This is a genomic window from Streptomyces sp. NPDC003379 (assembly GCF_053589195.1).
In genome coordinates this window covers 194,366-215,904 of the sequence record NZ_JBSFRK010000001.1, presented here as the reverse complement: position 1 = coordinate 215,904, position 21,539 = coordinate 194,366, and the positions used below count along the sequence as shown (strand labels likewise).

Below are 21,539 nucleotides of genomic sequence, written 5' to 3'. Positions count from 1 at the left end.
TCGTCACGCTCCCTTGAGGAGCAGCGAGCGGTGCGTGGTGAACTCCGCGTTGGCCCGGTCGTAGTCGTCGGGACGGCCGATGTCGAGCCAGTAGCCGTCGAACTCGTAGGCGTGCGGCGGGGTCTCGGACTTCAGGAGGTCGAGGACGAGTTCGTCGAACCCGAGGGGGAGGCCCGGCGTGTAGGGGGCGAGCGTGTCGCGCGAGACCCCGTACACGCCCATGGAGACGCGGTAGTCGATGCTCGGCTTCTCCGTGAAGGCGACCACGCGCTCCGACTCGGTGGTGAGCACGCCGAAGTCGATGCGCACCTCGCGCGCGTACGTCGCGATGGTCAGCGGCGCCCCCGAGGCGCGGTGGCGGCTCAGGACGTCCGCGTAGTCGAGGTCGGTGAGGACGTCGCCGTTCATCACGAGGAAGTGCTCGGGCAGCCGGTCCATCATCGTCAGGAGCGGGCCCATCGTGCCGAGCGGGCTGTCCTCCGTGGAGTAGCCGACGCGCATACCCCAGCGGGAGCCGTTGCCGACGTAGGCGCGGATGATGTGGCCGAGGTGGCCGATGGCGATGGTGCAGCTGGTGAACCCGGCGGACGCCAGCTGGCGCAGCACGATCTCCAGGATCGCGTACTGGTCACCGATCGGGACCAGCGGCTTGGGCAGCGAGGTGGTGTACGGCAGGAGCCGGACGCCCTTGCCTCCGGCCAGGATGACTGCGTGCATGGTCGTTCTCCCTTGCGCAGTGGGCGGGTTGCTTGACGTGTCGGGGCGTCAGATGTTGTAGATGTCGGTCTTGTAGCGGGCCAGGCGGGCCGGGTCGCGGAAGAACTCGACGGTGCGGGCCAGGCCCTGCTCCAGGTCGTGGGCCGGGGCCCAGCCCGTCGCGTCGCGCAGCCGCGTCGCGTCGGCGACCAGGCGCATCACCTCCGAGGCGGCGGGGCGGATACGCCGCGCGTCCTCGCACACGTCGAGGTCGGCGTCCATCACCTTGCCGATGAGCCGCACCAGGTCGCCCACCGAGATCTCACCGCCGGTGCCCGCGTTGAACGTGCGGCCCACGACCGTCTCGGCGGGCGCGGTGCCGACGGCGAGGAACGCCTGTGCGGTGTCGGTGACGAAGGTGAAGTCGCGGGTGGGGCGCAGGTCTCCGAGCGTGATCCGCCGTGAGCCGGACGCCACTTGGCCGATGACGGTCGGGATGACGGCCCGCATCGACTGGCGGGGCCCGAAGGTGTTGAACGGGCGCAGCGTCACCACGGGCGTCCCGAAGCTCGCGTGGTAGCTGTCGGCGAGCCGGTCGCCGCCCGCCTTCGAAGCGGCGTACGGCGACTGGGTGTTGATGGGGTGGTCCTCGGTGATCGGCACGGTCCGCGCGGTGCCGTACGTCTCGCTGGTGGAGGTGTGGACCAGGCGGGGGATCTCCAAGTGGCGTACGGCCTCAAGGACGTTGAGCGTGCCGGTGACGTTCGTGTCGACGTAGCTGTGCGGGGCCTGGTAGGAGTACGGGATCGCGATCAGGGCGGCCAGGTGGTAGACGGTCTCGGCGCCGGCGACCAGGCCGCTGACGGAGCCCGGGTCGCGTACGTCGCCCAGGACGATCTCGACCTCGGCGAGGACATCGGGTGCGAGCGAGTCCAGCCAGCCGTAGGACGAGAAGGAGTTGTACTGCGCCATCGCGCGGACCCGGTGGCCGGAGGCGACCAGGGCCTCGGTGAGGTGCGAGCCGATGAAGCCCTCGGCTCCGGTGACGGCGACGAGCGGTGCGGATGTCATGGGTGCTCCTGGTGATGGACGATCGGGGATGGGTGAGGGGTGAGGGGTGAGGGGTGAGGGGGGCGGTGCGCGGCGGTGCGGGTGTGGTGGTGAGGCCGCGCGGCGGTGCCGGTGGGGGCGGCTCAGGCGTGTGCCGTCGGTTTACCCAGCTGGTGGACGGCGACGGCGAGCAGCGCGAGTGCGGCGGCCGCACAGCCGATGAGCTGTGCGGCCGGCGCGGCCAGGGTGCCGGTGAGGGGGAGCGCCGTGGCGGTGGCCGCGGCGGCCAGGCAGGGCACGGCGGACGGCCATGCCGTGCCGAACGCCTGGAGGAGCAGCGCGAGCCAGAGCACGGCGCCCAGCAGCAGGAGCGGGGCGAGGCGCGCGCCGACCAGGACGGCGCCCAGGGCGAGCGGGGCGAGATAGGCCGCGCCGCACACGGCCAGCGCGCGGGCGGCGCGGAGCCGGAATCCCCGGGGCGTGGCCGACGCGTGCAGGGCCGCCACGGCGAGCCCGCGGTAGCGGTGCAGCAGCCACTCCGCGGGACCCATGCTCAGCGTCAACACGATGACGGAGTAGGGCTCTTGGTGTCCCGCCACCGCCGTGAGCACGCCCGCCGCCAGACCGAACAAGCCGTACGGGACTGAGTGCGCGAGGCGCGGCGCGGGCCCCGGCGCCGGGGCGGCCCGCAGCGCCGAGCGCAGCGCGTACCCGGCGGCCGCCGTCGCCAACACCACGGTGAGCAGCGGCAGTCCGGTCGTCAGCGGTCCCGGCGGCTGCCACCACGGCAGCGCGGCGGCACCCGCGGCGACCGGGAGCAGCGCCGCGGCGAGGAGCTTCTCGCGGCCGAGGACCAGCAGCACCCCGGCCGCCGCCAGATAGCAGGACTGCCCCGCGGCGAACAGCGCGGCGGCCCCGGGCCCCGCGACGAGCAGCCCTGTGCCGGATGCGGCCGCGATGCCGAGCGGGGCGCCCGCCAGCAGCGTGCGCCCGGCCTCGTGCCGCCCGGCGGCGAGCCGTACGTACGCCCGGTGGCTCAGCGCCTGTGACCAGGCCCAGGACACCAGGGCCGCGGCGATCAGGCCGTGCAGCCCGGCCGTCGCCGACCAGACGCCCTCCGTCAGCAGATACGCCGTGCCGGGAAGCGCGAAGAGGAGGCCGCGCAGGGCGCAGCGCAGATGGTCGGGCCGCCAGGGGTCGGGCGGCGCGGGCGGCCTCGGGTGGCTGCGCGGCACCCGCCGGAAGACGGCTTCGGCGAGCGAGAACAGATCGGGGTGCCCGTACCTCTCCTGGATCCGGTCGCCCGTCAGACCCTGCGACTCCAGGAGCGCGGCGACCTCGTAGGGGTGTACGGCCGCCCCGGCCTCCTCGGCGAGCTCGGCCGCGAGGTGGTCCACGGGGTCGTCGGCCCGGGCCGGCCGCAGCGCGCCCCGGGTACGCGGCCTGGCGGGGTTGCCGCCGCCGTCCGTGGTGGTGCGGGGCGGGCGGGCCAGGCGCAGGGTGAGGGTGTCGTCCGTGTGGCGGTGTTCACGGTGGTCCTCACGGTGGCCCTGGCGGGGGCGGGTGTGGGTGTGGGGGCGCAGGGGGAGAGGGCCGCTCATCCGGCCACCTCGGTGGGGGCCTCGTGGTGCGGCAACTCGGTGCGGGTACAGGCGCGTTGGTGGGCCGACAGCTCCCCGTATATCGCGCGGAAGGCGTCCACCGTCTGGCGGAGCGTGAACTGTTCGATCACTCGCAGGCGGGCCGCCTCGCCCATCGCCGCCCTGCGCGGCGGGTCACGGAGCAGTTCGAGCGCGGCCCGCGCCATGGCGTCCGGCGCGCGCGGCGGCACCACGAGGCCGGTGGGTCCCACGGCCTCCCGCACCCCGCCGACGTCCGTGGAGACCGTGGCCCGGCCGCACGACATCGCCTCGATCAGCGTGAACGGGAAGCCCTCGCTGATGCTGGAGAGCATGACGACGCTGCCCGCCGCGTAGGCGTCCTTGATGTGTTCGACGCGGCCCTCGAAGACCACCGCGTCGCCCTGTCCCAGCTCGGCGGCCAGTGCCTCGCACCGCTCGCGGTAGGCCTCGCCGCCGCGCGGTGTGCCGCCGAACAGGCGTAGCCTCGCCTCCGGTATCTCCCGTCTGACCTGCGCGAAGGCGCGGATCAGCGTCTCCAGGTCCTTGATCGGGTCGACGCGGCCCGCCCAGCTCAGGGTGGGGTTCCGCGGCTCGGGCCCGGCGGGCGGGAACGCCTCGGGGTCCACGCCGTTGTAGACGGTGCGGATGAGGGCCGGGTCGGCGCCGCCGCGCTCCTCCCAGAGGCGGTTGTAGCGGTTGCCCGGGGTGATCAGGGCGGCCCTGCGGTACGTCTCCTCGGCGAGCAGCCGGAAGAAGCCGAGCAGCAGGGCCTTCACCGGCCAGCTGTACGGTCCTGTGCGGTAGCCGAGGTAGCGCTCGCGCAGATACACGCCGTGCTCGGTCAGGAGCAGTGGTACGCCGTGGAGTTGCTGGGCTATCAGGCCCGGCATCGCCGCGATGCCGCCGCTCACCGCGTGCGCCACACCGTGTTCGGGAGGGCGGGCCGCGAGCGGGCGCAGTGCGTGTTCGAGCAGGCCGGTGGCGGTGACGGCGTCGTGCAGCGTCGGCCGTGCCTCGGCCGCCGCGAGCCCCGGGGTGTTCCACACGGACGCCAGGACCCGCACCGCGCGGTCGGTGCGCAGGGCCGGGGTGAGTGTGCCGTCGCGGGCGTGCCGGGCCAGGTCGTGCAGGGCGGGCGCGAAGCCGTCCTCGGCGGTCGGGTCGAGGAGGGCGGTGAGGAACTTCTCGTAGGAGCTGTGCAGTTGGCGCGCTCGGCGGCCTCGCGGGGTGTGGCCGGGCGGGGTCGGGCCCCACATCGGCAGACAGACGGGCTCGTCGACGTGTGCCGGGAGGTCCCAGGCGAGGGGTTCGCGGCCGGTGCCGGTGACGGCGAGGACGCCGAAGTCGATGTCGGGCATGCCGCGGACGAGCTGGTCGCACCAGACGCTGACGCCGCCGTGGCTGTGCGGGTAGGTGCCTTCGGTCAGGAGGGTCACGCGGGTTCGCGCCGGGCGTGGCGGGCGTGCGGTCAGGGGTGCCGGTATCGGTACCGGTGAGGGCGAGTCGGGCATCGTGGGGCTCCGCGGGTGTGGATGTGAGCGTGAGGGGGCGGCCGGTCCGGTGGCGGTGGCGGTGGCAGTGGGGGCTGCGGGTCGCCGGCCGGCGGGGGCGCCTCGTGCGTTGTGGGGCGGGGCCCCGGCGGTATGTCCGTCCTCGCCATCTCGGCGCGGGCGCCCGTTGGCTTCGGCGCCCGGCGCCGCACCACTGTGCTCCGGGCGGACATACCGCCGTGTCCCCTCGGGTGCCATCGCGGCTTTCCCTCGGTGGGTGGTCTCCGTCTCGGGAGACGCCGGGGGTCAGCCGTCTGTCGGCAGGCGGCGTGGTGGTTCGCCGGATGTGCCCGGCCTCACGTATTGCGTCACGCCTGAGGGGAGCGGGAGCTTCTTGGTGGCCTTCTGGCGTTCGGCTCGGGCGGGGGCCGTTGTGGCGGTCGGTGGTGCCGTGGGCAGGGTCAGTGTGATGCGGTCCTGGAGGACCGATGGGGAGGCGCCGCCTGAGGTCCTGCCCGCGTATGCCGTGCCGAACGGGGTCGTGCCGAGCAGTTGTTGCTGCACCGTGCCGGTCGGCATCGTGGCTCGGGCGGTGACGCCGGAGGGGGTCTGGACCGTGACGGTGTCGCCGACGCGGTAGGCGGTGACGCGGCCCGCCTTGACGGCCGTGTCCCAGGCCGCGCGGGAGCGCAGCTCGCCGCCGATGTCGGACATCCGCAGGTTGACGACCGGCGTGTTGTCCGCGAACAGCGCGTCGTACGAGTCGAGGACGCGGTTCAGGACGGGGTACGCGATGCGGTCCTCGGCGAGGTTCGACTGGTGGATGAAGTGCGGTCGCGGGTCGTTCGCCAGGACGTGTCCGAGGGCGATCGTCGACTCGACGGGCACGATGTGGTCCTGGTAGCCGGTCGTGAGGTCGAGGGGCTGCTCCAGGCAGGTGGCGACCGGGGAGTTCTCGCAGACGCCGCTGCCGCCGTCGGCCTCGCGGGTGTAGATCCAGTTGTACTCGTCGACCTGCTCGTCGGCGCGGCCCGCGTTGTAGAAGACGTTCATCGGGAAGCGCGGCACGGTCAGCGCGGCGCCCACCTGGCGCTGGGCCCTGTCCCGGGAGTTGTCCGAGCCCAGCCAGGTCACGCCGTTGTCCCGCAGGGCGCCGCTCAGGTTGGGGTTGTCGTCCGGCTGCTGGGGCAGCACCTTCAGGCCCGAGTGTTCGCCCGTCACCAACTCGCCGTTGGTGAGCGGGAGCCCCGCCCGTTGTCCCCAGGCGCGGTTGTCGGAGATCTGCTGGGAGATGTCGGCCCGCGAGACGTAGCGCGTGCTGCCGTCCGCGTTCCGCGCGCACTTCCACGGCACGGCGCCGACGTCCTGGACGCAGCCGAGGAAGGGGTGGTTGTAGGTGTGGTTGATCCAGCGGTGGTCGGCGCGGTCGGCGATGAGCCGGTCGGCGAGGGGGTCCGCGCCGCCGTTCTCCTCGCGGTGGAGCTCGCTGCCGCCGCCGTTGAAGGCCATGTCGAGCGGGAACTCGCGGCTCCTGGACCACTCGGCGGCGTACGCCGCGTCGTCCGGCGTCATCCGGATCGGGTCGGGCGTGCCCTGGCCCGGCGGGCAGTCCACGTCGCCCGGCGTGCAGTTGAGCTCGGTGTCCCAGCGGTCGTCGGCGCCGAACACGTCGTCGACGTGCACGCCGAAGTAGTTGCGGGACGAGCCCAGGTGGACGCCCTGCGTCAGCCAGTCCACGATGCCCCGGGCCAGGAGGCGGAACTGCCGCTGGTGCTCGTTGTAGACGAACGTCACCACCAGCTCGCGCCGCCCGTCGTGCCGGTACTCGCCCACGAGCGATCCCCGGCCGGAACCGCCGGGGATCGGCGCGTCCACGTAGCTGGTGAAGTCCGCGCCCGGCGCCGGTTCGGCCAGGAAGCCGTAACTCTCGCCGATCGTTGATGAGTTGTCCTCGAAGGGCACCTGGCCCGCCAGGTAGCCGAACGGGCCGCCCTTGCCCGCCGGTGTCACCTGGGCCCGCACACCGTCGAGGGAGCCGCTGTACTCCGGTGCTTTCAGGCCTGCTTCGGGGCGGGCGTAGGTGTACGCGTCCACCTGTGGGATCGCGTACGTCTGCTCGTACGACGCCAGGGCGGCCGGCTCCGCCGAACCGGCCCCGAACGGGTTGTCGTTCGGCAGGACGACCGCTTGGAACTTGGCCCGTGCCCTGCCGTTCACGGTGTCCGCGAGGAACGCCCTGTCGATGACGGGGCGCCCGCTCCGGCGCAGGTCGACGGTGGTGTACGGCGTGCCCTGGCCGTCGAGTTCGGCGGTGATCGCGGCGGTGGCGGGGCCTCCGTCGGTCACCACCAGGACGCGCAGGTCGATGCGGGGCGGCTCGGCGGCCGAGGCCGGAGCGCCGGGCAGCGAGAGCGCGAGAAGCAGAGCGCCGGCGCCGAGAGCCGACGCTCGCGCGGTGTGATTCATGCGGTGTGTGGTCCCCTCCACGGTCGGGCCGCGGGGGTGTCTCCACCCCACGGCCCGCCCCCCAACGGCGCGGTCACCTGTCGCAGTGTGTGTCCGCGCCGCTCTGACGGGTCACATAGTGCGGCCCACCTGCGGGATCTGTGCTGATCCTGTGAAACCTTGGCGGAAAAGAGATGGCGGACCCCTAGGGGTGCGCGAGCAGCCGAGGGAAGCATGAGGCTCCCCGGAAGCGGAGCTTCCGGGGAGGCCGTGGCCGCTCAGAGGGGTCGCCGGTTCCCGCGCGGGCGATGGGTGGTGGATGCATGTGCCGTTCGTGGGCGGGCTCCCACGGCGTGCGAAACAAGTACGCCCCGAACCGCCCGGAATCAGCCAACGGGGGGAGAGCGCCGGGCGGTCGCTTCTCCGCAGCAAGCGCGTGCTGACCTGCGCTGTAAGCGCGTTCTGCGTCGGCGGAGGGGGCGCAAAACAGGGCGTGTTCGGGGGCGCGGGAGGGGCGCTCTTGCTTGTTCTCCCGAATTAGTACTTGCGCATCATGCGCAGTTGCTTCGGGCGGTGCCGCTTCAGTTGGGGGCCGTGTCCGCCCGTACCGCCGCCACCGCCTTGCGCGCCGCCACCAGAACCGGGTCCCACACCGGCGAGAACGGCGGCGCGTACCCGAGGTCGAGCGCCGTCATCTGTTCCACCGTCATCCCCGCCGTCAGCGCGACCGCCGCCACGTCGACCCGCTTGCCCGCGCCCTCGCGCCCGACGATCTGCACGCCGAGGAGCCTGCCCGTGCGCCGCTCGGCCAGCATCTTCACCGTCATCAGGGCCGCGCCCGGGTAGTAACCGGCCCGGCTCGTCGACTCGATGGTCACCGCCACGTACCGCAGCCCGGCCGCCAGCGCGTCCTTCTCGCGCAGGCCCGTACGGGCGATCTCCAGGTCGCACACCTTGCTGACCGCCGTGCCGACCACACCGGGGAACGTCGCGTAACCCCCGCCCACGTTCGCGCCGATGACCTGCCCGTGCTTGTTCGCGTGCGTGCCCAGCGCGATGTGCCGCTCGCGTCCCGACATCAGGTCCAGGACCTCCACGCAGTCCCCGCCCGCCCAGATGTCCTCGTGCCCGCGCACCCGCATCGCGAGGTCGGTCAGCAGGCCGCCGTGCTCGCCCAGCGGCAGCCCCGCTTCGCGGGCGAGCCCGGTCTCGGGGCGTACGCCGAGACCGAGGATCACCACGTCCGCCGGGTACTCGGCGTCCTCCGTGGCCACCGCCCTCACCCGCCCGCCGTCGCCCGTGAGGATCTTGGTGACCTCGGCGTCGTTGACCATCTCGATGCCGAGGCCGGTCATCGCGTCGTGCACGAGGCGGCCCATGTCCGGGTCGAGCGTCGACATCGGCTCCTTCCCGCGGTTGACGACCGTCACGGCGTAGCCGCGCTTGATCAGCGCCTCCGCCATCTCGACGCCGATGTAGCCCGCGCCGATGACCACGGCGCGGCGGCCCTCGGTGCGGGTCAGGGTGTCGATCAGGGCCTGGCCGTCGCCGAGGGTCTGCACGCCGTGCACGCCGGGGGCGTCGATGCCGGGCAGCGGCGGGCGCAGGGGCCGGGCGCCGGTGGCGATGACGAGCTTGTCGTACGCCGTCCAGTACTCCTCGTCCGTTTCGAGGTCGCGGGCGAGCACGCGCCGGCCCGCCACGTCGATCCGGCGCGCCTCGGTGCGCATCCGCAGGTCGATCGCGCGCTCCCGGTGCTTCTCGGGCGTACGCGCGATCAGATCGTCCCGCTCGTCGACGGCGCCGCCCACCCAGTAGGGGATGCCGCACGCCGAGTACGAGCTGAAGCCGCCGCGCTCGAACGCGACGATCTCCAGCTCGTCCGGGCCCTTGAGCCTGCGTGCCTGCGACGCCGCCGACATCCCTGCCGCGTCGCCTCCGATGACCACCAGTCGCTCTCGTGTGCTGCTCATACGGACACGCTACGGCGCGTCAGCCCCGCGTCGGCGGAGCGGGGGACGTCCCCGCGGATTCGTTGTCGCCGGGCGCGCCGCTTCCTTCAGGGTGCCCACCGCACCGCGTCAGGCGGGGGCGCAGAGACCGCTGCCACAGCAGGAGCAGCAGCGCGGCCACCGCCGCGAACGGCAGGACCGCCGCCAGCGCGATCCCGATCCAGCGCAGCACCGTGACGAACGCGTCCCAGCCGCCCGTGAGCGCGTCCCCGAGCGTCGGGTCGTCGTCCTCGGCGGCCGCCTTCTCCGGGCGCCGCTCGGTGAGCGACAGCGTGATCGTCGCCATGGTCGTACGGTCCTTCAGCGAGGCCCGCTGTGCGAGCAGCGACTCCAGGTCGGCCTGACGGGCGCTCAACTCCCCTTCCAGGGCGACCACGTCGCTCAGCTTCGTGGCCTCGTCCATCAGCTCCCGCACGCGCGCCACGCTCGCCCGCTGGGACTTGACGCGGCTCTCGACGTCCACGACCTCGTCGGTGACGTCCCGCGCCTTGGCGTCGCGGTCGACCAGCCTGCCGGTCCCTTCGAGGGCGGTGAGGACATCCTCGTACGCGGCCTGCGGGACGCGCAGCACGACGCGGGAGCGCTCACGGCCCTCGCCGTCGCGCGAGGTGCTCTCGTTCCCCACGATGCCGCCCGCGTCATCGGCCGCCGCGCGGGCCTCCTCCAGCGCCTTGGGCACGTCCTTGACCCGGACGGTGAGCGTCGCGGTGCGGATGATGTGGGTGTCGGTCGGCTTCGGAGGCTTGCGCGCGCCGGACTTGCCGGACTGTGCGCCGGCGGCGTCCTTGGCCCCCTCCTGGGCGGCGGGGCGGTCGGCCGCGCTCACCCCCTTGCCGTCCCCGCCGCTGCTGTCGGTGTCGCTGCCCGCGCTGCACCCGGTGAGCGTGAGCGCCACCGCCAGGAGCAGCCCCGAGAGGGCGTGGGCCGTGCGGTGCCGGGACCTGCGGTGGTCGGGCCTGCTGGACTTGTGCATCGACGTACCCCCCGAGGGACGTGGCCAGTGATGCTCCTACGACGCCGGGGCGGGGCACGACGGTGGTTGCCGACCGGTCCCGATGCGGTCACGGTCGGGACTCGGCGGTCTGAGAGAGTGGAGGCATGCGCGAAACGGACACACGTACGGGTAGCGGTCACGCCGTCGTCATCGGAGGCGGGATCGCCGGACTCGCCGCCGCGCACCGGCTGCTCGCCACCGGTCCGACGACCCGCGTCACCGTCCTGGAGGCCTCCGGCCGGCTCGGCGGCAAGCTGCTCGCCGACGAGATCGCCGGGGTCCGCGTCGACCTCGGCGCCGAGTCGATGCTCGCCCGCCGCCCCGAGGCCGTCGCCCTCGCCCGCGAGGTGGGCCTCGCCGACCGGCTCCAGCCGCCCGCCACGGCGACCGCCGCGATCTGGACCCGGGGCGCCCTGCGCCCCATGCCCAAGGGCCACGTCATGGGCGTGCCCGGCGACGCCTCCGCCCTCTCCGGGGTCCTCTCCGACGAGGGCCTGCGCCGCATCGGGCGGGACCGCGAGCTGCCGCCCACCGAGATCGGCGACGACGTCGCGGTCGGCGAGTACGTCGCCGCGCGTCTGGGCCGCGAGGTCGTCGACCGCCTCGTGGAACCGCTGCTCGGCGGGGTGTACGCCGGGGACGCGTACCGCATCTCGATGCGCTCGGCCGTCCCGCAGCTCTTCGAGGCCGCCCGCACGCACACCTTCCTCACGGACGGTGTCCGCGACATCCAGGCCCGCGCCGCGAGGAATCAGCAGACCGGGCCCGTCTTCATGGGCATCGACGGCGGCATCGGCCAACTGCCGCTCGCCGTCGCCGAGTCGCTACGCGCGCGTGGCGCCCGGATCCTCACCGACACGCCGGTCACGGAGCTGCGCCGCACCGGCGACGGCTGGCGCGTGGTCACCGGAAGCGGCGTCCACGAAGCCGACGCCGTCGTCCTCGCCCTGCCCGCGCCCGCCGCCGCGAAGCTCCTGGACGCCGAGTCGCCCGCGGCCGCCGCCGAACTGCGCACCGTCGAGTACGCCTCCATGGCGCTGATCACCCTCGCCTACAAGCGCGCCGAGACCGACCTCCCCGAGGGCAGCGGTTTCCTCGTCCCGCCCGTCGACGGGCACACCATCAAGGCGTGCACCTTCGCGAGCCGCAAGTGGGGCTGGATCGACCGCCAGGACCCGGAGCTGCTGGTCCTGCGCACCTCCGTCGGACGGTTCGGGGACGTCGCGGACCTGGGCCGCGACGACGCCGACCTCGTCGCCGTCTCCCGGCACGACCTGCGCGAGGCCACCGGCCTCGCCGCCACCCCCGTCGCCTCCCGCGTCACCCGCTGGAACGACGGCCTCCCGCAGTACCCCGTCGGGCACCACGCGCGCGTGGCCCGCGTCCGCGCGCACGTCGCCGCCCTGCCGGGCCTCGCGGTCTGCGGAGCGGCGTACGACGGCGTGGGCATCCCCGCGTGCGTGGCGAGCGCCAACGCGGCCGTCGACCAGCTGGCCGGGGATCGCGCCGGTGTGGAGCAGCTCACCCGCCACCCGGTGCAGAGTCCGCACGGCGGCGGAGGAGAATAGCCGCATGAGTGACGACGCCCCCGCCAAGACCCCCAACGCCGGCAAGAAGGCCAAGGACCTCAACGAGGTCATCCGCTACACGCTGTGGTCCGTCTTCAAGCTGCGTGACGTGCTCCCCGAGAACCGCGCCGGCTACGCCGACGAGGTCCAGGAGCTGTTCGACCAGCTCGCCGCCAAGGACGTCACGGTCCGCGGCACCTACGACGTCTCCGGCCTGCGCGCCGACGCCGACGTCATGATCTGGTGGCACGCCGAGACCGCCGACGAGCTGCAGGAGGCCTACAACCTCTTCCGCCGCACCAAGCTGGGCCGCGCCCTGGAGCCGGTCTGGTCGAACATGGCGCTGCACCGCCCCGCCGAGTTCAACAAGTCGCACATCCCGGCCTTCCTGGCCGACGAGACGCCGCGCAACTACATCAGCGTCTACCCCTTCGTGCGCTCCTACGACTGGTACCTCCTGCCCGACGAGGACCGCCGCCGCATGCTCAAGGACCACGGCATGATGGCCCGCGGCTACCCCGACGTGCGCGCCAACACCGTCGCCTCGTTCTCCCTCGGCGACTACGAGTGGCTGCTCGCCTTCGAGGCCGACGAGCTGTACCGCATCGTCGACCTGATGCGCCACCTGCGCGCCTCCGAGGCCCGGATGCACGTACGCGAAGAGGTGCCGTTCTACACCGGCCGCCGCAAGTCCGTGGCGGAGCTCGTGGCGGGCCTGGCGTAGTTCCCCCTGGCCCCCTCCGGGGCTCCGGGACTCAGAGCGCCCTGGGACGTGCCGCCGCCCGCTCGCCGGACTGCGGCCGCGGCTCCTGGCGCGGCGCGCACGCCGCGTGCCGCACCGGGAGCCGGCCCTCCAAGAGGTACGCCTCCAGGTGACCGTTGATACACCGGTTCGGGCCGCCGCCGACGCCGTGCGTGCCCGCGCCCCGCTCGGTGACCAGGACCGAACCCTCCAGCCTGCGGTGCAGCTCCAGCGCCCCCTCGTACGGGGTCGCCGCGTCGCGCTCGGCGGCCAGGATCAGCGTCGGGGCCAGCTCGCCCCCGGCCGCGCGCACGTCGACCGGCCGCTGCCGGGGCGCGGGCCAGTAGGCGCACGGCAGGTTCATCCAGGCGTTGTCCCAGGTCTCGAAGGGCGCCACGCGCGCGAGCTGCGAGTTGTCGCGGTCCCAGGTGGCGAAGTCCGTCGGCCAGGAGGCGTCGTTGCACTCGACGGCCGTGTAGACGGCGTTGCCGTTCTCCTCCTCGGCCGCCGCGCGCGGCTCGGGCCCGGCCTGCTCGATCAGCGGCTTCGGGTCGCCCTTCACATACGTGGAGAGCGCCTTGGCGCGCCTCGGCCAGAAGTCGTCGTAGTACCCGGTCTTGAGGTACGCGGCCTGGAGCTCACCCGGGCCCACCTTGCCGCCCGCGGGCTTGCGGGCCAGCTCGGCGCGGACCTTCTCGTAGTTGTCCAGGACCTTCTCGGGCGTGGCGCCCAAACCGTACGTCCTGTCGTGCTTGGCCACCCAGGCGCGGAAGTCCGCCCAGCGCCGTTCGAAGGCCAGCGACTGGTCGAGGTTGTTGCGGTACCAGATCTGCGCCGGGTCGGGGTTGACCGCCGAGTCGAAGACCATGCGGCGCACGTGCGTCGGGAAGAGCGTCGCGTACACGGCCCCGAAGTAGGTGCCGTACGAGGCCCCCAGGAACGTCAGCTTCTTCTCGCCGAGCGCGGCCCGCAGCACGTCCAGGTCGCGTGCGTTGTTCAGCGTCGTGTAGTGCCGCAGGCCCGGGTTGCGGGCGGCGCACCCCTGCGCGTACGCCTTCGCCCGCGCGACGCGCTCCCGCTTGTACGCCTCATCGGGGTGGGTCGGCGCCTGCGTGGGCGCCCTGCCGAACTTCTTCGGGTCCTCGCAGGACAGCGGCGCCGAGCGGCCGACACCGCGCGGGGCGTAGCCGACGAAGTCGTACGCGGCCGCCAGGCGCTTCCACTCCGGCATGACGCCCGCCAGCGGGAAGTACATGCCGGAGGCGCCGGGCCCGCCGGGGTTGAAGACGAGCGCTCCCTGCCGCGCGACGGCCCTGCCCGCGGCCTTCCGCTTCGCCTCGGCGCGGCTGACGGTCAGTCTGATCTGCCGGCCGTCGGGACGGGCGTAGTCCAGGGGCACGGAGACCGTGCCGCATCGGACGGAAGGGGGCAGGCTCTCGGCCTTGGCACAGGTGCCCCAGCGGATCCCGGCGGCCTCGGCGCGCTGCGCGGCGACGGCGGTGCCGTGCGTCTCAGGGGAGGGCGGGGCGGCGCCCGCGCTTCCCGCGGGGGCGGCGACGAGGGCGGTCAGGACCAGGGATCCGGCGGTTCCATAGCGGGCGGCTGCTGCTCTCATCGCGCTTCTCTACCTCTTTTGTCCGGACATGCGTTCCAGCGATCTTCGAACAAAAGGGATGATTCGTGTGATATTCGGAGAAGTAAAGCACCGACTGCCGGTGTCGGCTCAATGCCCCCCTTGCGCGGCCTCCCGCCGTCCGGCCCGGTGGGAGAAGGCCTCCCGCAGACCCGGGTCTGCGACCGCGCGGACCCCGCGCACGGCCACGGCGGTGAGGTGGTCGCCCCGCGCGGACAGCCCGCCCAGAAGCCGCTGACCGGCGGGGGACGCCCACCGCGTGTACGGATGGACCTCGACGCGGGCGATCACCAGACAGCCCACGCACATGAGCAGCGGCAGCCCGAACCAGACCGCCACCGGCACCTGCCCCTCCGTCCCGCGCTCCTGTCCCGGCATCAGGACCGCCGCGGCGCCGAGCGCGAGCACCACGACCGTCGCGGCCCGCACCTGCCGCACGGCGGCCGCGAAGCCCGAACCGACGCTCTCCGGGACGGCGAGGCCCGCGGCGGTGAGCCGGTCCGCGAGCGCCCGCACGGCGTCGGCGGTGGCCGCGCCCCGGCGTATCGGCGCTATCCGCGACTGGCCCGCCGGGCCGATCGTGCCGAGCACCGAACGCTCCATCTCGTCGCGGCCCACCGGGTCGACCACGGTCGCCCAGCCGGTGTGCGCGATCAGCAGCCGCCGCGCCCGCGCCATCGCCACGAGCGTCACGTCGGCGACGCGGGCGGGACCGCCGGAGAGGAACGCGGCTTCGTAGAGGGTGAGTTCGTGTCCGCGCGGCGCGGCCGTCTCCTGGGTGGCGGCGCGGCTTGCGGCCAGGCAGAGCCGCCCGCAGGCGAGGCCGGTCACAGCCCAGGCGAGGAGGAACAGAGGGACCCAGAGCATGGCGGTGTTCTATGCGAAGGCGCTGCCGCGCGCCACGGCTTATTCACCATGCGGACGCCCGGTGACGGGTAGGTAACGTTCCGTTTGCCGCCCGGCCGGACGCTCGGCTGCGGCTGCGGCTGCGGCTGCGGCTGTGGCTATGGCTGCGGCCTCGGGCGGGACGCGGCGGGCGGCAGCGGGAACGTCGGTGACGGGGTGACCGGCGCGGCAGGGTCCGGTGACGCGGTCGGGCCCGGCGGTGCGGGGGAGCGGGTCAGGGGCGGCGGGCCCGCGGTCGCCGCGTCCCGGGCGATGCCGTCGAAGTCGACGAGGCCCGTCTCCTCCAGGACCGTGATGTGGTCCAGGACGGTCGTGTTCGCGTCGTCGGCCAGCGCCCGCACCAGCGAGTTGCGGGTGTTCGCGCGGGCCTCCGCCACCACGGAGAAGACCTTGCCGTGCGCGAGGCGCAGGATGTTCGCGAACCTCTGGTTGTACGTCTCGCCGCGCGAGCCGCTCAACTCGGCCAGCCACTCGCGCTGTTGCTCGCTCGGCCGGCTGGGCAGTTCGAGGCTCAGCCGGGTCGCGACCTCTCGTACGCGCGCGTCCAGGAACGTATGGCCCTCGACGAGGTGCTCGCCCGCGGTCCGCACCGCCTTCGTGGTCCCGCGCTCCTCGGCCTGCTGCCCGGCGGGCAGCTCCCACAGGCCCGCCAGGCGGACCTTGGCGATGAAGTCCCGGTCGTGGGCGGACAGCGGCCCGAAGTCGGTCGACACCGTCTCCGCGTCGAGTCTGTCGAGGCCGGTCCCGGAGCGGTCCTCGTAGGACCAGAGGGGGAAGAGCAGCGCGGCCAGGGTCGCGACGAGGCCCGCGACGACGAGGCCGGTTCCGTTGACGGTCGGGAATCGCATGGTGCCTCCTGTTGCGGCACCGCACGTTAGTGCGCCTCGGGTGGGGGATGGTGCGTTACGGCGGGGTGTACGTCAGTCGCCGTACGTCCGCGCCGAGTCGCCGACCGTGCCGGGCACCCTCAGGATGAGGAGGACGAGCTGCTGCAACTCGACCCGCCGCCTCCGCTGCTGGAGCAGGAGGAGCCTCCGCCACTTGAGCTGGAGGAGCCGCTGCTGCTTGAGCAGGAGGAGCCTCCGCCGCTGGAGCAGGCCGAGCCGCCTCCGCCGCTCGAACACGCCGAGCCGCCTCCGGAGCAGGCGGAGCCGCCGCCTCCGCCGCCCCCTCCGCCCGAGCACGCGAAGCCACCGCCGCCCCCGCTCCCGCATCCGGCGCTCGCCGCGCACCAGACCGCGGCTCCGGAGCCCGCGTTCGGCAGGATCGGGTACTGGTACTGGTACTGGTACTGGTATGGAGCCGGGTAGGGGCTCCCGGAAACCACCGGCCGGACCGACCGGACCGACCGGACCGACCGGACAGGCCGGATCCGGGCGGCGGCGACCAGCTGGGCGCGCAGGTCGGGGTGGGCCGCCGCGAGGCCGCGGGTCGCCACCAGGTGGGCCGCGCCCGTGAGGTGGCGTGCCGAGGCGACGTACTCGCGCAGGGCGTACCGCCCGGCGACGGTGAGCTGTTTCGAGGTGACCGACAGGCAGATGATGCTGCTCACCATGCCGAAGGCGGCGGCGGGCAGCAGTTGGAGGACACCATCCGTGACCTGGTCGAACTCTCCCGGGTCCGCCGGGTTCGCGTACTGGGCGATCGTCAGCATGGCGGCCACCGGGAACCCGACGAAGGTCAGAAAAAGCTGCGTCGCCGCCCAGCGCCGCCACTTCCGCTGCCTTCCGGGCCGCACCAAGAGGCCGCGGCCGGCGAGTGCCTCGCCCGTCTCCTGCACCGGCCCGCTGCGCATCACGGCCACCCGCAGCCAGTGCAGCGCGCCGCTGGGAGCGGCGGTGTGGGCGTCGATGACCGCCTGCTCGGCGGCGTTCCTGGCCGTCGGCCGCGTGATGCCGACGACGCCGGGCCCGGCGACGACCAGGCGGCCGTCCTCGTGCAGCCCCGCGATCAGCGAGTCGGCGGCGCGGGCGGGGCCGCCGGAGAGGAACGCGGCCTCCAGCGTGCCCCGCACGAACACGCCGTGCTCGGCGTCCAGCGGGGGCCTGGCCTGGTACGGGGACCGGGTGCGGCGGGCCGCCGCCACGCCCCGGATCAGCTCCACGGCGGCGAGCGAGACGAGGACCGTGTAGATCATGCCGGCGATGCTCATGGCGTCACCGCCTCAGCAGGACGCGGCGGGTGGCGTGCAGCAGCCTGGCGGCGGACCGCCGGGAGCGCGGCGCGGGCCCCGAACGCTCCAGCCACCAGTCGCTCAACCGCCGCCGCGCCTCGGCGTCCTCAGGCTGCCCGGCGAGCAGCAGATGCTCGGCGAAGCCCAGCGCGTCGTGACGGTAGCCGCCCGTCATGGGCCGGGACTGCGCGTAGGCCAGGAAGGCGGCGCGGTACGTCGCACCGAGGATGCCCGGCAACTCGGGCGCCACCTTCGCGACGACATCGGCCCGCTTGGCGACCAGCGCGTTCCCCTGCACCTTCAACCGCGCGTGGTCGAACCCCTCCGGCACCGGAGTCCCCGCGACGAGCGCGGACAGCAGGGCCACCTGTGCGAGCGCGGTGCGCTGCCGGGCGGCGTCGGAGGCGGGCGGGACGTCGGCAGTCTCGGCAGTCCCGACGGGGAGGCCGGCGGGTGTGCTCGTACCGGGCGGGGTGGGGAGGGGGCCCGAGGAGTTCACCGTGGCCCGTATCGCGTTCAGTTCGCGCTCCAGTTCGGCCGGTTCGGGGAAGTTCTCGTCCCGTTCCAGGAGGACGCCCGGTGGGGCCACCCGGGAGGCGAGGTCGGACAGGATCGCGAGGACCGGGGCCGGCACCGGGTGCGCGTGGCTGTCGTGCCAGACGCCGTCCCGCTCGAAGCCGCCCGCCACATGGACGTACGCGATGGCCTCGACCGGCAGTTCGTCCAGGGCCTTCGCCGGGTCCTCGCCGCGGTTGACGTGGTTCGTGTGGAGGTTGGCGACGTCGATGAGCAGGCGTACGCCCGTCCGCTCCACCAGCTCGTACAGGAACTGCCCCTCCGTCATCTCCTCGCCCGGCCAGGAGATCAGCGCCGCGATGTTCTCCACGGCGAGCGGCACGGGCAGCGCGTCCTGCGCGATACGGACGTTCTCGCAGAGCACGGCGAGCGCGTCCCGGGTGCGGGGCACCGGCAGCAGGTGCCCCGCTTCGAGGGGCCGCGTCGCGGTGAGGTCGCCGCCGGCCCGCACGAACGCGATGTGCTCGGTGACCAGCGGCGAGCCCAGCGCCCGCGCCCGCTCGGCGAGCGCGGTCAGACGCCCCTCGTCGGGGCGGTCCGCGCCGCCCAGCCCCAGCGAGACCCCGTGCGGCACGACGGTCACGCCGCGCTCGCGCAGCCGCAGCAGGGAGTCGGGCAGATGCCCCGGACAGACGTTCTCCGCGACGGCCTCGACCCAGTCGATGCCGGGCATCGCCTCCACGGCGTCCGCGATCTCCGGCCGCCAGCCGATACCGGTCCCCAGACGCTGCATATCGCTCGCTCCCCCTCTTGTCCCCCGGTCTCCCGGTCTCCCGGTTCCCCGACCGGTCCCCCCGGCCCCCGTCCCCAGGTCTTGCACCGGGGCGGGGCCGACGAACCCCGAGGGTGAGACGTTCAGAGCTACATTTGAGGTTCCGGACGCCCGGTGTTGATCCGGCCGGGCGGTGGCGGCGAGGGGCGGGACGTGGTGGACACCTCGCCGCTCGGCCCGGCGGGCACGGGCTCGGCGGGCGTGGCGCCGGACGGCGGGGGAGGCCCGGCGGGGCTCGCGGTCGCGGTCGACGCCGCGCCGTTCGCGATGCCGTCGAAGTCGACGAGCCCGGTGGCCTCCAGCATGGTGATGTGGTCGAGGACGGTCTGGTTGGAGTCCGTGGCCAACTGCCGGATCAGGGAGTTGCGCGTGGTGTCGCGCACCTGGGCGATCACGCTGAAGACCTTGCCGTGCGAGACGCGCAGCAGATTCGCGAACTTCCGCTGGTACGTCTCACCGCTCGCCTCCGTCAACTCCCTGAGCCAGCCCTGCTGTTGCTCGTTCGGCTGATTGGGCAGCTCCACGCCGAGCCGCCCGGCGGCCACGCGGACACGCTGGTCGAGATCGGTGTGGCCGACGATGAGGTGGTCGCCCGCCTCCTTGATGGCCTCGGTCGGCGCGCGCTCCACGGCCTGCTGTCCGGCGGGTATCTCCCAGAGCCCGGCGAGCCGGACCTTGACCAGCAGATCCCGGTCGGCCGCCGAGAGCGGCCCCCACTGCGTGGCCACGGACCCGGCGGCCAGATTGGCGGGCCCGGTGCCGGAGCGGTCGGCGTACGACCACACGGGGAACGCGATCGCCCCCAGCGTGGCGACGAGTGCCGCGATGATCAGAGCCGTGCCGTTGACGCGCCGCAAGGTGCCTCCCGTGGTGCTCCGGTGCCGCCGGTGATACCGGGGAGTACGGAAGATACGGGCGGGGCGTTCAACCGCGCGAGGTCTCGTACGTGTTGTCGTACGCGGTGTCGTATGCACTGTCGTGTGTATTGCCGTACGCGGTGCCGTATGCGTTGTCGTGTGTATCGCCGTACGCGGTGCCGTATGCGTCGTTGGTGGGTACGCGTCCCAGGAGGGCCAGCGTCTCGTCCATGGGCGAGGCGCCCGGCGGCACCGGGACGGGCGGCGCGAACGCCGCGCCGGGGCCGCGCCGCCCCGTATCCGTCGGCACGCGACGCGCGACGGCGAGCGCGGCGTCGACGACATCGCCGGGCAGCGCGACGGTGACGCCGAGCGTGCTCGCGACGTCCCACGCGTGCACCGCGTAGTCGAGGAGGTGGAAGCCGACCGCGACGCGCCCGGGGAAAGCACGGCCCAGCTCGGGAAGGACGAACTCGCGCTCCACCACCTGCCCTTCATCCTCGGCGAAGGCGGCGAGGACATGCCGCACGGACTCCTCGTAACGCGTCAACGGATCGCTGCCGAGGTCGTGCTCGATCCAGTACGTCCGGTCGTCCCCCGCACCGCGCGCCGCCGCCGCGAAGCCGTGGTGCTGGGCGGTCATGTGCGTCACGAGGCGGCGCAGCGTCCAGCCCTCGCACGGGGTGGGCCGCTCCCAGTCGTCCACGGCCCGGGCGGCGGCCAGAACGCGGAGCGATTCCTGCACGGCGATGCGGTCGAGGGCGACGAGATCGCGGACGGCGAGGTCGCGGACGGTTAGCTCGGGGACGACGAGGTCGGGGAGGTCGGTCATGACGCGCCTGCTTCCTTGAAAGGGGCCGGGTCCGCGAGCATGGTGAGCGCGGTCGCCCAAGCGCTGTCGGCGTCGAACCGGTCGGCGTGCCAGGAGGTGGCGCGCATGGAGCCGCGCCCCTGGTGGGCGCGCACGATGCGCAGATGGTCGGGGCGCCCGACGAACGCCCGCAGCGCGGCTTCGTCCTCCCAGAAGGAGACGGACCCCGAACGCTTGCGCACCGGATCGGCCCACAGCCACATGCCGACGGCCCCGGGCGTGCGCGGCCAGCCGCGGCGCAGGCGCAGGCCCGCCAGGGCGATGGGGCCTGCCTGGCTGTGGTGGAGTGCGGTGAACTCGGTGAGGCTGACCAGGACGGGGCCCGTGGGGCGCGGAGCGGGCGGGCCGTTCTTCCATCTCGTACGCAGGATCGGTGAAGGCATGGGGCGAGCCTAAAACTAAACGAACGATCGTGCTGTCAATTTGCCGAAGTGCGCCACCTCGGTCGGGCGAGCGACAAAAGCAGTCCGGGTCAGCGGAGTTGAGGCACCCATGACGGATCCGTCGCCGCGGCGCGCAGCCGGGCCGTGATGGCGACGTCCGCCCTGTGGTACGCGTCCGGCTCGCCGTGCAGGACCGAGTGGGCGTTGGCCGTCTCCATGACGGAGATGAACTCGAAGGCGAGCTGGCGGACGTCCGTGCCCGGTCGCAGCCCGCCGCTGTCGAGGGCCTCGGCGAGGCAGCCCTCCACCTGCGCGGTCCAGTCACGGTTCGCGCGCACCAGCGCGTCGTGCACGGCGCCCTCGCGGGCGTCGAACTCGGCGATCGCCCCGTAGAAGAAGCAGCCGCCGGGAAAGACCCGGCGCTCCGAGTACTCCAGCCAGCCCGCGCAGAGCCGCTCCACGCGCCCGATGCCGGGCGGGACCTGCCGGGCCGGCTCCACCACCGCGTCGAGGAAGATGCGCCCCGCGGCCCTGACGGTCGCCAGCTGGAGCTCTTCCTTGGACCCGAAGAGCGCGAAGACCCCGCTCTTGCTCAGCTTCAGTTCGGTGGCGATACGGCCCAGGGAGAGCGCTTCCAGCCCTTCGACGGAGGCGATGTCGACGGTGCGGCGCAGTACGAGGCGCCGGGTCTGGTTCCCCCGCTGGACCCGCCCGTCGAGCCGGGAGCCGACGCCGGTCACGGCCGGGCC

Annotated in this window: 18 protein-coding genes; 2 read left to right on the top strand and 16 right to left on the bottom strand. The window is 73.5% G+C overall.

The window, feature by feature from the left end; all coding sequences use genetic code 11:
* Positions 1 to 3: 3 nt before the first annotated feature.
* The 7 genes from ACWDVB_RS00905 to ACWDVB_RS00875 form a co-directional block, all read right to left on the bottom strand.
* A complete protein-coding gene (locus ACWDVB_RS00905; RefSeq protein ID WP_451513398.1) occupies positions 4 to 717 on the bottom strand; it encodes a nucleotidyltransferase family protein in 714 nt (237 codons plus the stop codon).
* 48 nt (positions 718 to 765) lie between these two features.
* On the bottom strand, positions 766 to 1,767 hold the full coding sequence (locus ACWDVB_RS00900; RefSeq protein ID WP_451513397.1) for a GDP-mannose 4,6-dehydratase: 1,002 nt from the start codon (positions 1,765 to 1,767) through the stop codon (positions 766 to 768).
* A gap of 122 nt (positions 1,768 to 1,889) precedes the next feature.
* On the bottom strand, positions 1,890 to 3,347 hold the full coding sequence (locus tag ACWDVB_RS00895) for a hypothetical protein (RefSeq protein WP_451513396.1): 1,458 nt from the start codon (positions 3,345 to 3,347) through the stop codon (positions 1,890 to 1,892).
* Positions 3,344 to 4,879, bottom strand: a complete 1,536-nt coding sequence (pelF, locus tag ACWDVB_RS00890) for a GT4 family glycosyltransferase PelF (RefSeq protein WP_451513395.1) — start codon at positions 4,877 to 4,879, stop codon at positions 3,344 to 3,346. The genes ACWDVB_RS00895 and pelF overlap by 4 nt, the downstream gene beginning before the upstream one ends.
* Positions 4,880 to 5,164: 285 nt before the next feature.
* Positions 5,165 to 7,324 (bottom strand): hypothetical protein, encoded by a 2,160-nt coding sequence (locus tag ACWDVB_RS00885; protein WP_451513394.1) that lies wholly within the window; start codon positions 7,322 to 7,324, stop codon positions 5,165 to 5,167.
* Positions 7,325 to 7,884: 560 nt separating this feature from the next.
* Complete coding sequence (locus ACWDVB_RS00880) at positions 7,885 to 9,276, bottom strand: FAD-dependent oxidoreductase (protein WP_451513393.1); 1,392 nt, start codon at positions 9,274 to 9,276, stop codon at positions 7,885 to 7,887.
* A 19-nt stretch (positions 9,277 to 9,295) separates the two neighbouring features.
* Complete coding sequence (locus tag ACWDVB_RS00875; protein ID WP_451513392.1) at positions 9,296 to 10,288, bottom strand: DUF4349 domain-containing protein; 993 nt, start codon at positions 10,286 to 10,288, stop codon at positions 9,296 to 9,298.
* Positions 10,289 to 10,413: 125 nt separating this feature from the next.
* Here ACWDVB_RS00875 and hemG point away from each other — a divergent pair, with 125 nt between their 5' ends.
* Together hemG and hemQ are read left to right on the top strand one after the other, a co-directional pair.
* On the top strand, positions 10,414 to 11,877 hold the full coding sequence (hemG, locus tag ACWDVB_RS00870) for a protoporphyrinogen oxidase (protein WP_451513391.1): 1,464 nt from the start codon (positions 10,414 to 10,416) through the stop codon (positions 11,875 to 11,877).
* A gap of 4 nt (positions 11,878 to 11,881) precedes the next feature.
* A complete protein-coding gene (gene hemQ / locus ACWDVB_RS00865; protein ID WP_451513390.1) occupies positions 11,882 to 12,601 on the top strand; it encodes a hydrogen peroxide-dependent heme synthase in 720 nt (239 codons plus the stop codon).
* 31 nt (positions 12,602 to 12,632) lie between these two features.
* On the opposite strand, the gene ACWDVB_RS00860 is transcribed toward hemQ, so the two are convergent.
* The 9 genes from ACWDVB_RS00860 to ACWDVB_RS00820 form a co-directional block, all read right to left on the bottom strand.
* Positions 12,633 to 14,234, bottom strand: coding sequence for an alpha/beta hydrolase (locus ACWDVB_RS00860; protein ID WP_451513389.1), 1,602 nt, complete (start codon positions 14,232 to 14,234; stop codon positions 12,633 to 12,635).
* 108 nt (positions 14,235 to 14,342) lie between these two features.
* The gene (locus ACWDVB_RS00855) at positions 14,343 to 15,119 is read right to left on the bottom strand and encodes a TIGR04222 domain-containing membrane protein (protein WP_451513388.1); all 777 of its coding nucleotides are present in this window, start codon (positions 15,117 to 15,119) and stop codon (positions 14,343 to 14,345) included.
* Positions 15,120 to 15,256: 137 nt separating this feature from the next.
* Positions 15,257 to 16,006, bottom strand: a complete 750-nt coding sequence (locus ACWDVB_RS00850; RefSeq protein ID WP_451513387.1) for a DUF4142 domain-containing protein — start codon at positions 16,004 to 16,006, stop codon at positions 15,257 to 15,259.
* Positions 16,007 to 16,125: 119 nt separating this feature from the next.
* Positions 16,126 to 17,310, bottom strand: a complete 1,185-nt coding sequence (locus ACWDVB_RS00845; RefSeq protein WP_451513386.1) for a TIGR04222 domain-containing membrane protein — start codon at positions 17,308 to 17,310, stop codon at positions 16,126 to 16,128.
* 4 nt (positions 17,311 to 17,314) lie between these two features.
* Positions 17,315 to 18,640 carry a DUF692 domain-containing protein gene (locus tag ACWDVB_RS00840; protein ID WP_451513385.1) on the bottom strand — a complete coding sequence of 442 codons (1,326 nt, stop codon included), beginning with the start codon at positions 18,638 to 18,640 and terminating at the stop codon, positions 17,315 to 17,317.
* 128 nt (positions 18,641 to 18,768) lie between these two features.
* Positions 18,769 to 19,536 (bottom strand): DUF4142 domain-containing protein, encoded by a 768-nt coding sequence (locus ACWDVB_RS00835; protein ID WP_451513384.1) that lies wholly within the window; start codon positions 19,534 to 19,536, stop codon positions 18,769 to 18,771.
* 67 nt (positions 19,537 to 19,603) lie between these two features.
* Positions 19,604 to 20,368 (bottom strand): TIGR03086 family metal-binding protein, encoded by a 765-nt coding sequence (locus ACWDVB_RS00830; protein WP_451513383.1) that lies wholly within the window; start codon positions 20,366 to 20,368, stop codon positions 19,604 to 19,606.
* Positions 20,365 to 20,790, bottom strand: coding sequence for a hypothetical protein (locus ACWDVB_RS00825; protein ID WP_451513382.1), 426 nt, complete (start codon positions 20,788 to 20,790; stop codon positions 20,365 to 20,367). Before ACWDVB_RS00825 ends, ACWDVB_RS00830 begins: the two co-directional genes overlap by 4 nt.
* An 89-nt stretch (positions 20,791 to 20,879) precedes the next feature.
* Positions 20,880 to 21,530 (bottom strand): TetR/AcrR family transcriptional regulator, encoded by a 651-nt coding sequence (locus ACWDVB_RS00820; protein WP_451513381.1) that lies wholly within the window; start codon positions 21,528 to 21,530, stop codon positions 20,880 to 20,882.
* Between the last annotated feature and the right edge of the window lie 9 nt (positions 21,531 to 21,539).

Bases quoted from the DNA above. Each gene is read 5' to 3' on its own strand.
- ACWDVB_RS00845 (WP_451513386.1), bottom strand. From the start codon at position 17,310: ATGAGCATCGCCGGCATGATCTACACGGTCCTCGTCTCGCTCGCCGCC.
- ACWDVB_RS00880 (WP_451513393.1), bottom strand. From the start codon at position 9,276: ATGAGCAGCACACGAGAGCGACTGGTGGTCATCGGAGGCGACGCGGCA.
- hemQ (WP_451513390.1), top strand. From the start codon at position 11,882: ATGAGTGACGACGCCCCCGCCAAGACCCCCAACGCCGGCAAGAAGGCC.
- ACWDVB_RS00840 (WP_451513385.1), bottom strand. From the start codon at position 18,640: ATGCAGCGTCTGGGGACCGGTATCGGCTGGCGGCCGGAGATCGCGGAC.
- ACWDVB_RS00905 (WP_451513398.1), bottom strand. From the start codon at position 717: ATGCACGCAGTCATCCTGGCCGGAGGCAAGGGCGTCCGGCTCCTGCCG.
- pelF (WP_451513395.1), bottom strand. From the start codon at position 4,879: ATGCCCGACTCGCCCTCACCGGTACCGATACCGGCACCCCTGACCGCA.
- hemG (WP_451513391.1), top strand. From the start codon at position 10,414: ATGCGCGAAACGGACACACGTACGGGTAGCGGTCACGCCGTCGTCATC.
- ACWDVB_RS00895 (WP_451513396.1), bottom strand. From the start codon at position 3,347: ATGAGCGGCCCTCTCCCCCTGCGCCCCCACACCCACACCCGCCCCCGC.
- ACWDVB_RS00860 (WP_451513389.1), bottom strand. From the start codon at position 14,234: ATGAGAGCAGCAGCCGCCCGCTATGGAACCGCCGGATCCCTGGTCCTG.
- ACWDVB_RS00825 (WP_451513382.1), bottom strand. From the start codon at position 20,790: ATGCCTTCACCGATCCTGCGTACGAGATGGAAGAACGGCCCGCCCGCT.
- ACWDVB_RS00885 (WP_451513394.1), bottom strand. From the start codon at position 7,324: ATGAATCACACCGCGCGAGCGTCGGCTCTCGGCGCCGGCGCTCTGCTT.
- ACWDVB_RS00855 (WP_451513388.1), bottom strand. From the start codon at position 15,119: ATGCTCTGGGTCCCTCTGTTCCTCCTCGCCTGGGCTGTGACCGGCCTC.
- ACWDVB_RS00900 (WP_451513397.1), bottom strand. From the start codon at position 1,767: ATGACATCCGCACCGCTCGTCGCCGTCACCGGAGCCGAGGGCTTCATC.
- ACWDVB_RS00875 (WP_451513392.1), bottom strand. From the start codon at position 10,288: ATGCACAAGTCCAGCAGGCCCGACCACCGCAGGTCCCGGCACCGCACG.
- ACWDVB_RS00850 (WP_451513387.1), bottom strand. From the start codon at position 16,006: ATGCGATTCCCGACCGTCAACGGAACCGGCCTCGTCGTCGCGGGCCTC.
- ACWDVB_RS00830 (WP_451513383.1), bottom strand. From the start codon at position 20,368: ATGACCGACCTCCCCGACCTCGTCGTCCCCGAGCTAACCGTCCGCGAC.